The sequence below is a fragment of the Sorangium sp. So ce448 genome (assembly GCF_051520915.1).
In the GTDB taxonomy this organism is placed as follows: Bacteria; Myxococcota_A; Polyangia; order Polyangiales; family Polyangiaceae; genus Sorangium; species Sorangium cellulosum_B.
In genome coordinates this window covers 11,093,999-11,108,773 of record NZ_CP150343.1, presented here as the reverse complement: position 1 = coordinate 11,108,773, position 14,775 = coordinate 11,093,999, and the positions used below count along the sequence as shown (strand labels likewise).

General features: G+C 70.0%; 13 protein-coding genes. 1 reads left to right on the top strand and 12 read right to left on the bottom strand.

The window, feature by feature from the left end:
* Positions 1-10: 10 nt before the first annotated feature.
* The 12 genes from coxB to WMF45_RS41910 all read right to left on the bottom strand — a co-directional run bounded on the left by coxB (position 11) and on the right by WMF45_RS41910 (position 12,559).
* On the bottom strand, positions 11-955 hold the full coding sequence (coxB, locus tag WMF45_RS41965; RefSeq protein WP_437711944.1) for a cytochrome c oxidase subunit II: 945 nt from the start codon (positions 953-955) through the stop codon (positions 11-13).
* Positions 956-985: 30 nt separating this feature from the next.
* Entirely contained in the window at positions 986-1,828 is an 843-nt protein-coding gene (locus WMF45_RS41960; protein ID WP_437711942.1) for an SCO family protein, read from the bottom strand.
* Positions 1,828-2,487 (bottom strand): hypothetical protein, encoded by a 660-nt coding sequence (locus WMF45_RS41955; protein WP_437711940.1) that lies wholly within the window; start codon positions 2,485-2,487, stop codon positions 1,828-1,830. The genes WMF45_RS41960 and WMF45_RS41955 overlap by 1 nt, the downstream gene beginning before the upstream one ends.
* 10 nt (positions 2,488-2,497) lie before the next feature.
* Positions 2,498-3,703 (bottom strand): hypothetical protein, encoded by a 1,206-nt coding sequence (locus tag WMF45_RS41950; RefSeq protein ID WP_437711938.1) that lies wholly within the window; start codon positions 3,701-3,703, stop codon positions 2,498-2,500.
* Positions 3,700-4,305 carry a c-type cytochrome gene (locus WMF45_RS41945; protein ID WP_437711936.1) on the bottom strand — a complete coding sequence of 202 codons (606 nt, stop codon included), beginning with the start codon at positions 4,303-4,305 and terminating at the stop codon, positions 3,700-3,702. The genes WMF45_RS41950 and WMF45_RS41945 overlap by 4 nt, the downstream gene beginning before the upstream one ends.
* Positions 4,302-5,069: a DUF3341 domain-containing protein gene (locus WMF45_RS41940; RefSeq protein WP_437711934.1), complete on the bottom strand. Its 768-nt coding sequence runs from the start codon at positions 5,067-5,069 to the stop codon at positions 4,302-4,304. Before WMF45_RS41940 ends, WMF45_RS41945 begins: the two co-directional genes overlap by 4 nt.
* A complete protein-coding gene (gene nrfD, locus WMF45_RS41935) occupies positions 5,059-6,492 on the bottom strand; it encodes an NrfD/PsrC family molybdoenzyme membrane anchor subunit (RefSeq protein WP_437545833.1) in 1,434 nt (477 codons plus the stop codon). Before nrfD ends, WMF45_RS41940 begins: the two co-directional genes overlap by 11 nt.
* Positions 6,489-9,488, bottom strand: coding sequence for a TAT-variant-translocated molybdopterin oxidoreductase (locus tag WMF45_RS41930; protein ID WP_437711932.1), 3,000 nt, complete (start codon positions 9,486-9,488; stop codon positions 6,489-6,491). The genes nrfD and WMF45_RS41930 overlap by 4 nt, the downstream gene beginning before the upstream one ends.
* The gene (locus tag WMF45_RS41925) at positions 9,485-10,180 is read right to left on the bottom strand and encodes a cytochrome c3 family protein (RefSeq protein WP_437711930.1); all 696 of its coding nucleotides are present in this window, start codon (positions 10,178-10,180) and stop codon (positions 9,485-9,487) included. The genes WMF45_RS41930 and WMF45_RS41925 overlap by 4 nt, the downstream gene beginning before the upstream one ends.
* Before the next feature lie 348 nt (positions 10,181-10,528).
* Entirely contained in the window at positions 10,529-11,314 is a 786-nt protein-coding gene (locus WMF45_RS41920; protein WP_437711928.1) for a phytanoyl-CoA dioxygenase family protein, read from the bottom strand.
* Entirely contained in the window at positions 11,311-12,306 is a 996-nt protein-coding gene (locus WMF45_RS41915; RefSeq protein WP_437711926.1) for an aldo/keto reductase, read from the bottom strand. The genes WMF45_RS41920 and WMF45_RS41915 overlap by 4 nt, the downstream gene beginning before the upstream one ends.
* 10 nt (positions 12,307-12,316) lie before the next feature.
* Positions 12,317-12,559, bottom strand: a complete 243-nt coding sequence (locus tag WMF45_RS41910) for a hypothetical protein (protein ID WP_012240189.1) — start codon at positions 12,557-12,559, stop codon at positions 12,317-12,319.
* Between the two features lie 129 nt (positions 12,560-12,688).
* On the opposite strand from WMF45_RS41910, the gene WMF45_RS41905 reads away from it, so the two are divergent.
* Positions 12,689-14,713 (top strand): SpoIVB peptidase S55 domain-containing protein, encoded by a 2,025-nt coding sequence (locus WMF45_RS41905; protein ID WP_437711924.1) that lies wholly within the window; start codon positions 12,689-12,691, stop codon positions 14,711-14,713.
* Positions 14,714-14,775 lie beyond the last annotated feature (62 nt).

Genomic DNA, 14,775 nt, shown 5'->3' with positions numbered 1-14,775 from the left:
TCCCCGGCGCTCACTTCACCGACTTCAGATAAGCGATGAGCGCGTCCACTTCTTTGTCCTTGAGGAGCCCCTTGAACGACGGCATCACCGGCGGATAGCCGCGAACAACCTGCCCGCCGGGGTTGAACACGCTCTCGCGGAAGTAGTTCTCGTCCGCGATGACCTTGGCCCCGTCCGCGAGCTCCTCCTCGCGGCCGAAGAGCCCCTTGAGCGACGGGCCCTGGATGCGCGTCCCGTCGAGCGAGTGGCAGGTCGCGCAGCTCCGCTTGGCGAAGAGCAGCTTGCCGAGCTCCTCGGGCGGCAGGTCGCTGTTGTTGTTGCCCTCGAGCCACTTCTCGAAGTCCGACTGCTCGAGCACCTTGACGGTCGCCATCATGTCCGAGTGACCGGAGCCGCAGTACTCGGTGCACAGGAGCACGGTCTCCCGCGCATCCGTCGCCTCGAACCACAGCGACGTGTACGACCCCGGGACCACGTCCTGCTTCACGCGGAACTCCGGGATGTAGAAGCTGTGGAGGATGTCCTTCGAGCTCATGATGAGCCGCACCGGGCGCCCCCGCGGCACGGCGAGCTCGTTCACGGTCGTCGTCCCGTCGGGGTAGGTGAACGTCCACAGGTACATCTCGCCCGTGACGTTGATCTCGTACGACTCGGCCGGCGCCACGGAGGCGTGCACGTAGCCGCGCAAGCCCACGAAGAAGAGCGCGATCACGATGGCGAGCGGGATCAGCGTCCACACGACCTCGACCGTCGTGCTGTGATCGATGGGGCTCGTCTTGTCGCGCTCGCTGCGCCGTCGGTACTTGAGGGCGAACAGCACGACCGCCCCGGTGACCAGGATGAAGAAGAAGACGGAGACCCAGTAAGCCGCAGCCCAGCCGGCGTCGATTCGCTCAGCGAGCGTCGAGCCCTGGCGGGGCAGCCAGAAGGAGCCGAGTTCGATCGGGTTTTTCATCACCATAGTTGTGGCTCCGCCACCTTGTATCTAGGAAGCCTCGTTTACACGCGCCCTCGTGCGGGAGCGTTCAGTCCGCCAGAAGCGAATGAGCCAGAGCCCGATGAGCACGACGGTGACGGCGCCTGACGCCATCATCAGCCGCCTCGTCGCCAGGACGTACCCTCGGGCGTTGGGATCGTAGTGGAAACAGAACAAGAGCACCCGATCCCAGGCGCTCCCGACCTGCCCGCTGCCCGCTTCGCGCAGCGCGAGGCCGAAGTTCTTCTGTGGGAAGGAGATGCCGTACAGCGTGCGCGACAGGCGCCCGTCGGGCGTGAAGACGAACGCGCCCGCCGCGTGTGCGTACTGCTTGGTCGTGTCGTCCCACCGGTAGTGGAAGCCCACCGCGTCGGCGAGCGCGCGCACCGACGCCTCGTCTCCGACGAGGAAGTCGAAGCCGTCGCCGGTGACCGGCCTGCCGTACGCCTCGAGGTAGTTCGCCCGCTTCTTGCGCCCGGCTTCGGGCGTGTCGCGGGGGTCGAAGCTGACGACGAGGGCGCGGTACTCCTCGCCCGCCGTCCAGGCGCTCTCCTTCATGGCCTGGAGCACGCCGTTCAGGACCAGCGAGCACAGCATCGGGCACTCGAAGTAACCGAGCACCAGGACGAGGGGCTTGTCGCCCGCCGCATATCTGGCGAGCTCGACCTCTTGCCCCGACTGGTCGCGGAGCCTGAGCTTCTGCGGGAGCAGGGCTCCCGGCCGCTCCTCGATGTCGATGCCGGCGAGCTCCGTCGGAATGGTCGTGTCCGCAGCTCGCGCGCTCCGCGCCGGGGTGACCGTGGCCACCACGAGCGCGAGAACGGCGAGCAGGGCAGACAGCGGGCGGGACATCACTGCTCCGGAGCGGGGGTCGCCGGGGCTGCGGGCTTGGGCGCCGCGCCTGCAGGCGCGGCGGGCTTGGCGTCCGCGGGCTTTTCGGGCTTCACGGCGTCGGCGGGCTTGGCCGTCTCGGCGGGCTTCACGGCGTCGGCGGGCTTGGCCGTCTCGGCAGGCTTGGCGGCGTCCGAGGGCTTCGCCGCGTCCTTGTCGCCCGGCTTCGCTGCGTCCTCGCCCTTCGACGGCTCGCCGGCGGCGGCGCCCTCGGCGGGCTTCGCCGCGCCGTCCGCGGGCTGCGCGCCCTCGGTCGTCGCGGCGGGAGCGGCCGCGGTCCGCACGCGCTTCTCCTGGTAATCCTTCAGGGTGAGCGCGACGGCCTGATCGATCGGGATGCGGACGACGCCCTTCTTCTCGTCAGCCCACTGGTAGTGGCTGAGCCGCTCCTTCTCCCAGGCCCGCAGGCTGCGGACTCCGCTGCTCGGCGGCTCCAGCACCTTGGTCGAGATCTCGTGCTCCATCGTCGCCTTGAAGATCTCGTTGACGAAGAGCACGACCGCCACGATCGAGAGCAGCGTGGCGATCACGATCACGAAGATGAGCGAGTTGTTCGGTCGATCCGCCTCGGCCTGGGCCTCGGCGTGATCGGTCGCTGTGTTGTCGGTCGCTTCGCTCATGGCCGGCTCCTTACGGGTTGTCGATCCGAGCCGCTTCGGCAAGGTGAGGGTCGTTCAGGGGATACAGCGGGCTCTTGGCCGCCTGGAGCGCGAGCATCCAGGCGCCCACGCCCAGCGGGCCGAGCAGGCCGGCGAGGTCGATCCAGCTCAGGTGCGCGCCGTGGTGATCCACGTTCGGCATGACGAGCCAGTAGAGGTCGACGTAGTGCATCACGAGGAGGAGCACCGACGCCGCGCCGAGCACGAGCGGGCTCCGCTTCGCGTGCCGCGACAGGAGGACGATGAACGGAACGACGAAGTGCCCGAACAGCAACGCCAGGCTCACGACCTTCCACGAGCCCTCCCAGCGGTGCTGGTAGAAGATCGTCTCCTCCGGGATGTTCGCGTACCAGATCAGGATGAACTGCGAGAACGCGATGTAGGCCCAGAAGATCGTGAAACCGAAGAGCAGCTTGCCGATGTCGTGCTGGCGCTCGACGTTGCTCACCTTGCGAAGGAGCCCCGCCTTGTGGAGCGCGATCGTGATCAGCGCGAGCGCCGAGAGGGAGCTCGTGGCCGAGCCGGCGAACACATAGACGCCGAAGATCGTCGAATACCAGTGCGGGTCGATGCTCATCAGCCAGTCGAACGCCGCGAACGAGATGGTCAGGGCGAAGACGATGACGGCCGGGGCCGCCCCGGCGCGCATCCTCGCGGTGGGCCGGAAATCAGCGCTCTTGTCCTGCGCGCGGGAGGTCTTGATGAACCAGAGCGCGAGGCCCGCCCACGCCGCGAGGAACACCACGGCGCGGATGTAGAAGAACGTCGGGTTCAGGTAGGGCGCCTTCTGGTGGAGCACATGATCGTTCGCCGCGTCGGGCCCCATCCAGTGATGGTAGATGTCGTGGGCGAGCACCGCGACCGGGAGGAAGAGCACGATGCAGGCGGGCAGGATGCCGCTCATCCACTCCATGTGGCGACGCGCGGCCGCCGACCAGCGCGCGCGGGTCAGGTGCTGGATGATCACGAAGAACAGCGCGCCGAGCCCGATCGTCACGAGCCACGTGAAGCCGGTGAGGTACGAGAACGCAAAGCGCTTCGCGTCGGAGACCGCGGCCGCCGCCGAGAGCACCACGCCGACGATCGCCAGCACCATGCCCCCCGAGACGAGCCGCTTCGCGACCGCCGGATCGAGGACCTTCGTGTCCTCGGCCAGAGCACTTCCGTGGGACTTCATGGAGTTCCGCTCTCCTTCGCGATGTTGCCCCGCTGGGCCTCGGGTACGTCGTCGACGCTCGCGTGCTGGCTGTGCTGCAGCACGCGCACCCACGTGACGATCGCCCACCGGTCCTTGACCGGGATCTGCTTCCGATAGGACGGCATGTTGCGCACGCCGTTCGTGATGACGTTGAAGATCTCGCCGTCGGGCAGGCCGAGGGCCCGCTCGGACGCGAGGTCGATGGGGGGCGGGTACCCGCGCTTCACCACCATGCCCTGGCCGCTCCCGCTCTGGTCGTGGCACGGCGCACAGTAGATGTTGAAGCGATCCTGGCCGCGCCGGATCACCGTCTCATCGACGGTGATGGGCGCGAACGCCAGGAACGTCTCGCCGTCCTTGCCGGTGCGGTAGGCCTCGCTCTCGTCGAGCGCTCCCTGGGCCACCGTGCCTTCGACGATCGGCCGCATCGCCCGCCCGTCGGGGAACAGGCTGGTGCCCTCCTCGGGCTGGAACTTGGGCTGCCAGTCCATGTCTCCGAAGAGGTGGATCGGCGGATCGCTGCTCGCCTGTCCGCGGCAGCCTGCCAGGACGACGAGGAGGGGAATGCACCAGCGCTTCACGAGGAGACCTCCCGGATGCCCTGGGCGCCGAGGCGCTGGAGGAGGTTGCGCGTCTCCGTGGAGTCGAACTTCGGGTCGCTCGCCTCGACGCTGATGAAGAAGGCGTCGTCGGTCGCCCGCGGGAACGAGGGGTGCGTCATGGTGGGGTGGAACAAGGTGGGCAGGCGCCCGAGCGCGAAGAGCCCGAAGAAGCACGTGAGCGCCGCGAAGAGGACCGTGAGCTCGAAGAAGATGGGGATGAAGGCCTGGTACGAGAACGACGGCTTGCCGCTGATGATGAGCGGATAGTCGTAGTACTGCGTGTACCAGGCGAGGGCGATGGCGCTGGTGAGCCCCGCCGCCCCGCCGCCGAGCACGAGCCACGGCAGCGGAGACGGCTTGAGCCCCATCGCCTTCTCCAGCCCGTGCACGGGGAACGGCGTGTGCGCGTCGAAGCGGCTGTACCCGGCGTCCCGGAGCGCCTCGCACGCGTGGAAGATGTCCTTCGGGGTCGTGAAGTAGCCCATCACCCCGAACAGGGTCGACTCGCCGTCCGCCTCGTGCTCGGCCTTGCGCTCCAGCTTGCGCTCGATCGCGAGCGCGGCCTGCCCGTGCGGCCCGCTCTCGCGGGGCTCGTCGTACTCCGCGTCGTCCTCGGGCACGTGGCCCTGCGGCTGGATGTCGGGCTGGCTGTCGCGCGCGGAGTCCTTGAGCGCTCGTGCCTCCTCGGCCGAGGCGGGCTTCCCGGAGCGCTTCTGGCGTCGGGCATCGCTGTTACGCTGCATGATGAGCCTCGTCGTTGCTGTGCGAGCCGTGAGGATCGGCCGCCGCCGTGACCCCCTTCACCTCGCTGATCGCGACCATCGGCAGGTAGCGGACGAACAGCAGGAAGAGCGTGAAGAAGAGGCCGAACGAACCGAAGAACGTCGAGATGTCCCAGATGGTCGGGCGGAAGTAGGTCCAGCTCGAGGGGAGGAAGTCGCGGTGGAGGCTCGTCACGATGATGACGAAGCGCTCGAACCACATCCCGATGTTCACCAGGATCGAGATGATGAACATCGCGGGGATGCTGGTGCGCACCTTCTTGAACCAGAAGAGCTGCGGGAAGATCACGTTGCAGCTCACCATGGTCCAGTAGGCCCAGGCGTACGGGCCGAGGATGCGGTTCCGGAAGGCGAACTGCTCGTAGCCGTTGCCGCTGTACCAGGCGATGAAGAGCTCCATCCCGTACGCGTAACCGACCATGGTGCCGGTCGCGACGATGACCTTGTTCATGTTCTCGAGGTGCCGCATCGTGATGAGCCCCTCGAGACCGAACGCCTTGCGCGCGAAGACCATCAGCGTGACGACCATCGCGAACCCGCTGAAGATGGCGCCGGCGACGAAGTACGGCGGGAAGATCGTCGTGTGCCAGCCGGGGACGATCGAGACGGCGAAGTCGAACGACACGATCGTGTGCACGCTGAGCACGAGCGGCGTCGAGAGCCCGGCGAAGATCAGGTAGGCCTTCTCGTAGTGGAGCCAGTGGCGGTGCGAGCCGCGCCAGCCGAGGCTGAGGATCCCGAAGACGATCTGCTTCGTCCGGGTCGTGGCCCGGTCGCGGATCGTGGCGAGATCAGGGATGAGCCCGACGAACCAGAAGAGGGTCGAGACCGTCGCGTACGTCGAGACGGCGAACACGTCCCAGAGCAGCGGGCTCTTGAAGTTCGGCCAGATGCTCATCTGGTTCGGGATCGGGAACAGCCAGTGGGCGAACCAGATCCGGCCCAGGTGGGCCACCGGGTAGATGGCGGCGCACGCGACCGCGAAGATCGTCATCGCCTCCGCGGCGCGGTTGATGCTCGTCCTCCACTTCTGGCGGAAGAGGAAGAGGATGGCGCTGATCAGCGTGCCGGCGTGGCCGATACCGACCCAGAACACGAAGCCGGTGATGTCCCACGCCCAGTTGACCGTGGTGTTCAGCCCCCAGATACCGATACCGGTCCCGACGAGGTGAACGAGCGAGCCGGCGAGGATGAAGAGGATGCTGATGGCAAGGCACAGCAGGACGAGCCACCCGGGGGGGCGCTTGCTGAGGACGATGCCCGAGATCTTGTCGGTGAGAGAGCGGAAGTCGTCCTTCCCCTGCACGAGCGGCGCCTCGTCCAAGAGGGCGGCGCGGTCCGAGAGCCGGGGGTGATCGACCTGGAGGGGTGCTGTGGCGCTCATGCGTCGGCGAGCTCCGGGTTCTTGTTGCGGATCTTGGCGAGGTAGGTGACCCGCGGCTTGGTGTTGATCTCGTCCAGCAATCTGTAACCGCGCGGGCTAGCGGCCGCCGCGGCCACCTGGCTCTTGGGGTCGTCGAGGTCGCCGAAGACGATGGCCTGCGTCGGGCAAGCGCCCTGGCACGCGGTCACGACCTCGCCGTCCTTGATGTGCTCCCGCCCCTCTCGCTTGGCGTCGATCTTGGCGTGGTTGATCCGCTGCACGCAGAAGGTGCACTTCTCCATGACGCCCCGCGATCGAACGGTGACGTTGGGGTTGAACTGCATCTTCCGCTCCTCCGAGTCCGGCTGGTTGTACTCGAGGAAGTTGAAGCGACGGACCTTGTAAGGGCAGTTGTTGGCGCAGTACTTCGTGCCGACGCACCGGTTGTACGCCATGTCGTTCAGCCCCTCGGGGCTGTGCGTCGTGGCGGCGACCGGGCAGACCTGCTCGCACGGCGCGTTCTCGCAGTGCTGGCAGGGGAGCGGCTGCGAGATGCTCTCCGGCTCGTTCGGGTCCGTGCCCTGGAAGTAGCGGTCGATCCGGAGCCAGTGCATCTCGCGGGTCTGCCGCACGCCGTCGGCGCCGACGACCGGGATGTTGTTCTCGGCCTGGCAGGCGACGACGCACGCGTTGCAGCCGATGCAGGCGTTGAGGTCGATGGTCATGCCCCAGGCGTGCCCCTGCCGCCGGTTCGGCTCCTTGAACAGGCTGAGGAGCGGCGGCACGTGGACCTGCTTCTGGGCGAACTCCGCGTCCTTCTGGAACTCGGCGAGCGTGCCCTCCCGCGCGAGCGGGCGGCCCTCCATCACGAAGTGCTCCTGGGTGCGCGCGAGCTCGACGACCTCGCCGGTCTTCTCCAGCGAGAAGCCGCCGGCGAGCTCGAAGGCGTCGCTCTTGCGCAGCGGGGTCGTGTCGACGCCGACGCCATGGCCGACCCGGAGCTTCGCGCGCCGCCCCTGGCCGATAGTGATGCCCACCGAGTCGTCCGCCTGCCCCGGCGCGATGAGGACGGGGATCCGCACCGACGCGCCGCTGCCCGTCAGCGTCACGACGTCGCCGTCCTTCAGGCCGAGCCGCGCCGCCGTCGAGGGCGAGAGGTTCGCGGCGCTGCCCCAGGTGAGCTTCGTCATCGGGTGGGGCAGCTCCTGGAGCCACCCGTTGTTCGCGAACCGTCCGTCCCACGCGTGCGCGTCGGGCCGGAAGGTCACCTCCAGGCCCTCGCCCACGGCGGGCGCGAACGCGCGCAGCGCCTCGATCGCGCCCTGCGCCGCGGCGGCCACCTGCTCGTCCGCGAGCTGGGTCCCCGCGACGAGGCCGTCGTGCAGCGCGCGGCGGAAGTCGTCCTCGGTGCGCTTCGCGCCCTCGGCGGTCAGCCAGGTCGCACGCACCAGATCGTAGGCCGTCCGCGAGCCGCCGAGCAGGAGCTCGATGACCTCGGCGTCGGTCCTGCCGCCGAAGAGCGGCGCGATGAGCGGCTGCGCGATGCTGGCCGTCCCGTCCTCCGCCCGCACGTCGCTCCACGACTCCAGCGGGTGGGCGCGGTTCAGGTGCCAGCGGGTGCGCTCGCTCGTCTCGTCGACGTGCGTCGAGACGTGCACGCTCACGGGCACCTTGGCGAGCGCGTCGGCGAAGCGCGCGTCCGCGGGCGCGTCGAAGGCCGGGTTGCCGCCCAGGATGACCAGCGTCTCGACGTCGCCCTTCTCGATGGAGCGCGCGAGCTCGACGAGCGCCTCGGGGCCCTCGCGCGAGTCGTCGAAGGGCGCGACGTGCCGGACCGCCTTGCCCGTGTTGTCGAGCGCGAGGTTGATGAGGTGCACGAGCCCGTGGACCTCCTTCGGCAGCGAGCGTCCGGCCACGACAGCGCCCTGGCCCCGGTTGGCGGCGAGGTCGGCGGCGATGGCGGCGACGTGCCGGGTCGCCTTGGCGTCGAGCCCCTCCGATTTGCCCTCGAGCGCCTTGAGCAGCTCCGGATCGAGCGCGACCCCGCGCTTGCCGAGCTCGGTCGCGAGGGCGAAGGCGAAGGCGGGGATCTTGCGGCTCTGGATGCGGAGCCGGTGATCCGCGGCCGCGCCGGTGATCGTGAAGGTGCTCTCGACGGAGTAGAGGCGGTTCATCGCCGTCGGGTCCTTGTCGACAGCGCGGCCCGCCGTGAACGCGCGCCCCTGCTTGAGCGGGCTGCCGTCGGAGGCGAACAGGTCGGCGTCGATCGCGACGATCACGCGCGCCTTCGTCAGGTCGAGCGTTGTCTCGAGCGGCTTGCCGAAGGCGAGCCGCGCGCCCTCACGCGCGGCGTCGCGCGAGAAGGGCTCGTACCGGACGACGCGCGCCTCAGGCAGCGTCTTGCGTAGATCGGCGAGGCGCGCGGCCAGCGTCGGCGACCGGTGCGCCTCGGTCAGGATCGTGAGCCCCTTGCCGCCGCGGCCGCGGAGCTTGTCGCCCTCGGTGCGCAGGAACGCCGCAGCGTCGTCCCACGACTTTTCGGTCGCGCCCTCGCGCGGCGACTTGCTGCGATCGGGATCGTAGAGGTCGAGGATCGTGGCCTGGATGTGGAGGGTGGTCGCGCCGACGCTCTCGGGGTGCTTCGGGTTGCCCTCGATCTTGGTGGGCCGCCCCTCGTGGCTCTCGACGATGACGCCGAAGGCCGTGCCCATCATCGGCAGCGCCGTCGCGAAGAACAGCGGCTTGCCCGGGATGACCTCCTCCGGGGTCCGCGAGTACGGCAGGATCTGCTCGACAGGCCGGCGGCAGCCCACGAGGCCGCCGAGCGCGAGCGACGCGCCCATGAGGCTCAGGAACGTGCGCCGCCCGACGCCCTCCGGCGGCTCGAACGCGGCCGGCGGGAACTCGCGCCCGAGCGCGTCGACGAAGTCGGGCGAGCCGGAGAGCTCGTCCAAGCTGCGCCAGTAGGTCTTTCCAGAGAGGTCCTGGGCGAGGGGGAGAGGAGTTCGTTTGCTCATCGGTGGCACCCCGAGCAGTGAAGCGGCGCCTGCACCTGCCGCCCGGAGGAAGTGACCGCTGGCACGCGATCGTTGTAAGGCTCGTGGCTCGCGGGGATGCCGGCGCCCGCCATGGCGGCCGTCGCGGGTGCCATATCCATCTTGGTGACGTCGGCGGGATTGCGGAGGTTGGGCCCCGGATTGCGGTGGCAGTCCAGACACCATCCCATCGAGAGCGGCTGGACCTGCCGGACCTTGTGCATCTGGTCCACGCGTCCGTGACAGCTCACGCAGCCGACCCCTGCGGCCAGGTGGGCCGAGTGGTCGAAATACGCGTAGTCGGGAAGGTTGTGGACGCGCACCCAGGGGATGGGTTGATCCGTCGCCCAGCTCTCCTGCACGAGGAGGAGCTTTTCGCTGTCCCGCCGCACCTTGGCATGACAGTTCATGCACGTCTCGGTGGGGGGAACCGCGGCGAAGCTGGATACCTCTACTGTGCTGTGACAGTAGCGGCAGTCGATGCCGAGGTCGCCGGCGTGCAGCTTGTGGGAATAGTCAACCGGTTGATCCGGCTGATACCCGACCTCGAGATGTTTGTTGGTACCGTAGTACCAGAATCCGCCGATCACAGCGGCGCCGAGGGGCAGAACTCCGAAGAGCAGCCCCAGCGGAACCACTTTGTTGGCCCATCGTGGGAACAGGAACCGAGCCATAGGGTTGTGGTGGGCGTCGGAAGGACGCGCGGGCGCAGTTATGGCTTGCTGGCGGGGTGCGACAAGACGGCAAAGTGCCGCGTGACTGCGGCAGATTGCCGCTGTGGGTAATTGAGGCTCCACGCCGCGGCAGGTCGCCGCGGGGGCGCGGCAGGTTGCCGCGGGTGCAGGCATCCGTCCTTACGACACGGGGGCGAACTGGATGCGACACCGGATCGAAAAATTGTCGAAACGTCACGCCGGCCGGGGAACGTTCCGGGGAAGCCAGGGGAAGCCAGGGGAAGCCAGGGGGAGGGGAGGGCTGGCGAGCGAGGGGCCGCGGCGCCGAGGCCGCCTGCCCGGGGGAGCTCAGAACACAGGCGTGAACGTGCGGGGGGCCTTCTTCTTCCGGAGGCAGCGGGTCGCCCTGCTCATGTAGCAGACGGTGAACGCTCGCCTCGGCTGGCCGCTCCGGTTCACGGCGGAGCAGTGCCAGAGGTAGTTGTGGATCAGCAGGGCCTCGCCCGCGCGCGCCGGCAGCGCGATCTTGCGGGCGTCCGCGTCGGCCGCCCGCACGCGGTCGCGCGGAACGACGCCGCCGAGCGGCGTCGCGAGCCCGTCGATGTGGCTGCCTTCCAGCACCTCCACGCAGCCGCCGCCGGCGGGCGCGTCGTCGAGCGCGGTCCAGATCTGCAGCTCGGGGTCGCGATCCAGCCCCCAGTAGCTGCCGCCGTCCTGGTGCCACGGCAGCGGCGTCCCTCCGGACGCGGCCTTGTTGAAGAGCACGGCCCGGTAGATGGAGACCTCTCCCTCGATGAGCGCGCGCGCGATCCTCTCGAAGAGCGGGTTCTCGATCCAGGCGAGGAACAGCGGGTCCTTCTCGAGCTTCTCGAGCTTCCGGTACGACGTGCTCGGCCCCTGGTAGCCCTTGCCGTACGGCAGATCCTCGTAGCGGCCCGACGCGGCGTCGTGCTGGAAGAAGAGCCCGGGGTACGCGACGCGCCCGAGCATCAGGTCATCCGAGCGCGCGCGCAGCGCCGCGAGCCCCGCGTCGGTCATCACGCGCCCGAGGCGGGCGTGGCCGCGGGCGGCGTAGTCGGCCAGGGGGCCCGCGAGATCGAGGTCCCTGGCCCCGGGCAGCAGGAGCTCGATCATCGCGCGTAGCTCGCGTCGGTGCCCAGGTGATCGCGGTAGAGCGCGTCCATGCGCCGCGCCGCCTCCTCCGAGAGCGGGCGCCCGACGGCGTCGGCCGCCGCGTCGAGGTGCTCTGCCCGGACGGGGCCGACCAGGATGGAATCGACGACGTCCCGCCCCGCGAGCCAGGCGTACGACAGCGAGAGCAGGCTCATCCCTTCGTCCGCCGCCACCGATGCGTAGCCGGCCGCGAGCTCGAACATGCGCCTGCTCCAGTACCGGCGCTGGTAGAGGCGGTTGCCCTCGAAGCGCGAGCCCGCCTGCGCCGCCTCCGGCCCCGCGTGCCGCCCCGTCAAGAGCCCGCCGGCGAGCGGGTTGTACACAGCGGTGGCCAGCGCGTACCGCCGCGCGAAGGCGGCGTACTCGACGTCGAGCTGGCGGATCAGCGCGTTGTAGAGCACCTGAGAGACGGCGGGGCGCGGCTCCCCGACGGCGTCGCGGCGCGCGATGATCTCGAGGATCTGCCACGACGCGAAGTTGCTGACCCCGTACTGCAGGATCTTCCCCTGCTCGAGCAGGGCGTCGATCGCCGACAGCGTCTCCTCGATGGGCGTCTCCGGGTCCGGCGCGTGGAGATAGCAGACGTCGACGCGGTCGGTGCCGAGGCGCGCGAGGCTCTCTTCGACGGCGCGGATCACGCGCTCGCGCCCGAGGCCCTCGGGCCTGCCCCGGACGCGGCGCAGGCCGACCTTGGTGGCGATCTGCGCCTCGGCCCGGCGGCCCCGGAGCGCCCGGCCGAGGATCCGCTCGGACGCGCCGTCCTGGTAGAGGTTGGCCGTGTCGAACGCGGTGATCCCTCGCTCGAGCGCGCGCAGGGTGATGCGCTCGGCCTCCTCGGGCGGCGTGCGGCCGCCGAAGTTCATCGTGCCGACGAGGATCGCGGGCGGCGCGCCCGGGCGCCGCTTCGCCGTCATTCCCGCCCTCACGTCGTCAGCCTTCACGTCAGGCGCCACGCCCTGCTCCTCACGCCCGCGCGACGAGGAGCGCGAGCACGTACACGATCAGCCATACGAGCCACAGGGTGCTCGTCCGCCGCCACCCCAGCCGGAAGCCGTACATCGGCGCGAGCGGCGGCACCACCAGCGCGACGAGCCCGCGCCAGCGCGGCTGGCTCCGGAGCGCGAGCCGCGCGGCGAGCGCGACGTGGGTGGTCACCCAGGCGGCGAACGAAAGGACGAGCGTCGCGGTCGCCGCGATATCCTTCACGGGGCGAAGCCTAGCGTCGCCGGCGCGCCCCGCCTCTGGAAAACGGCGACCCTGGGCAGCGCGGCGACCTCCCGGCGCGGCCCGAGCCCCCGCTCTGTCGCGCTACCAAATCCGGGCTAAGCTTGGCCCGTGCCTCTGCGCAACATGCCGTGGTTTCGTCCGGATTCCTTCCTCACAGCGCGCGCCGCCCCGCTCGCGACCCGCAGCGCGAGGGCGATCGCGGGCGCCGCCCGCGCCCTCGTCGACCGCGACGGCCGCCTCATCCCCCTGAGCCTGCTCGCCGGCGCGGCGTGCAGCGTCGCCGTCGGCGTCGGCGCGGCTCAGGCGATCTCCGCTCCGCCCGATACGTTGCCGCTCTCCGAGGTGAAGCCGGGCATGAAGGGGTACGGCCTCACCGTCTTCTCCGGCACCACGCCCGAGAAGTTCGACGTCGAGGTCATCTCGACGCTCCGCAATTTCCGGCCGAACCAGGACCTCGTCCTCGTCAAGACGCAGCACCCGCGCCTCGAGGTCGCGCGCACCGTGGCGGGGATGAGCGGCAGCCCGATCTACCTGAACGGCAAGATGATCGGCGCCTACGCGTACGGCTGGCTCTTCGGCGCGGAGGCGATCGCCGGCGTCACCCCGATCAAGTCGATGCTCGACGAGCTCGCGCGGCCGCTCCCGCGCGGGATCGCCCCGAAGGTCGGCGGCCCGCTGCCCGCCCCGGTGAGCCGCGCCGGCGGTGCGACGCCGCCGCCGCCGCGCGCCGCCGCGCCGGCCCGCCTGCACGGGAGCCGCGGCTTCCTGGGGGCCGTCGACGCCTACGACCTCGCCGGTCACGCCAGCCAGATCGCCGCGCGCGTCGCGCCGTCGCTCGCCCCGCCCGAATCGACCAGCCTCGCGCGCGCCTCGACGCCGGTGATGCTCGGCGGGCTCGGCGGGACGTCGCTGCGCATCGCGAGCGATCTGCTCGGCCCCATGGGGCTCGATCCGATGCAGGCCGGCGGCGGCTCGTCCGCGAGCCCGGAGCCGGGCGCGCCGACCAAGTATGTCGACGGGGGGGCGATCGGCGTCGAGCTCGTGCGCGGCGACATCTCCGCGATGGGCATCGGGACGGTCACGCGCGTGTCGGGCGACAAGCTTGTCGCGTTCGGCCACCCCATGATGAACGGCGGCGTCACGAACCTCCCCGCCGCGATCGCGCGGGTCCACTGGATCCTCGCGAGCCAGAACCGGAGCTTCAAGATCGGCGAGGCGGTGCGGCCTCTGGGCACGCTGGTGAACGATCGGCAGGCCGCGATCGTCGTCGACAGCTCGGCGAAGGCGCCGGTCTTCCCGATGCGCGTCCAGATCGACGGCGTGGAGGGCGCGCCGCACCCGACGTGGAACGTCGAGGTCGCGCACGATCAGTTCCTCGCGCCCGCCTTCGTCTCGATGGCCGTCGGCAACGCCGTCGAGGCGACGACGGCCGAGCGGCGGGACATGACCTGGCGGGCGGTGAGCCAGGTGAAGATCGGGCGCTACGGCACCATCTCGCTCGTCGACTTCGGCGCCGGCAACGGCACCCCGCTCAGCAGCGACGATTTCGTCCGCAGCCGGCTCGTCCGGGCGATGGGGGCCCTGCTCAACAACCCCTGGGAGGACGTCTCGATCGAGCGCGTCGACACCCGCGTGAAGGTCACCTTCGATCGCGAGGTCGTGCTGCTGCGCGGCGCGAAGGTGCTCGAGCCGGAGATCGAGGCGGGCGCGCCCGCGCGGATCCGCCTGGATCTCCAGCCCCATCAGGGCCCCATCGAGTCGCGCGTCATCGAGGTGCCGGTGCCGCGCGAGCTCGCCGGCAGCCAGGTGGACATCGATCTCGCGCCCGGCTACGAGGTGGAGCGCCCGATGGCGACCCCGAACAACGTCGCCGAGCTCGTGGCGATGCTGCCGAACCAGACCCACGACGCCGAGAGCGTCGTCGCGACGTTCCGGCTCCGGGAGAACGGCGCGGCGTACCGCGGCAAGGTCGCCTCGCGGCTCCCCCCGGGCGCGATGGACACGCTGCGCCCGAGCTCCGCGTCCGACGCGCCCGAGACCTTCGGCGCGCAGGTGCAGGTGCCGGTGTCCCTCAAGCGCTTCCTGGTCGGGAAAGACTCCGTGAGCGTCACGGTCCGGCCTATCCTCCGCTGAGCCCGCCGGTCTCCCGCCTCCCTCGCTTCCCTGACCCCCCTCTCCCTGACCCCCCCTCCATC

What these genes read in the sequence shown, in the direction of transcription:
- WMF45_RS41950 (WP_437711938.1), bottom strand. Translation starts at nt 3,703, where the DNA reads ATGAAGTCCCACGGAAGTGCTCTGGCCGAGGACACGAAGGTCCTCGAT.
- WMF45_RS41955 (WP_437711940.1), bottom strand. Translation starts at nt 2,487, where the DNA reads ATGAGCGAAGCGACCGACAACACAGCGACCGATCACGCCGAGGCCCAG.
- nrfD (WP_437545833.1), bottom strand. Translation starts at nt 6,492, where the DNA reads ATGAGCGCCACAGCACCCCTCCAGGTCGATCACCCCCGGCTCTCGGAC.
- WMF45_RS41925 (WP_437711930.1), bottom strand. Translation starts at nt 10,180, where the DNA reads ATGGCTCGGTTCCTGTTCCCACGATGGGCCAACAAAGTGGTTCCGCTG.
- WMF45_RS41940 (WP_437711934.1), bottom strand. Translation starts at nt 5,069, where the DNA reads ATGCAGCGTAACAGCGATGCCCGACGCCAGAAGCGCTCCGGGAAGCCC.
- WMF45_RS41920 (WP_437711928.1), bottom strand. Translation starts at nt 11,314, where the DNA reads ATGATCGAGCTCCTGCTGCCCGGGGCCAGGGACCTCGATCTCGCGGGC.
- WMF45_RS41960 (WP_437711942.1), bottom strand. Translation starts at nt 1,828, where the DNA reads ATGTCCCGCCCGCTGTCTGCCCTGCTCGCCGTTCTCGCGCTCGTGGTG.
- coxB (WP_437711944.1), bottom strand. Translation starts at nt 955, where the DNA reads ATGAAAAACCCGATCGAACTCGGCTCCTTCTGGCTGCCCCGCCAGGGC.
- WMF45_RS41930 (WP_437711932.1), bottom strand. Translation starts at nt 9,488, where the DNA reads ATGAGCAAACGAACTCCTCTCCCCCTCGCCCAGGACCTCTCTGGAAAG.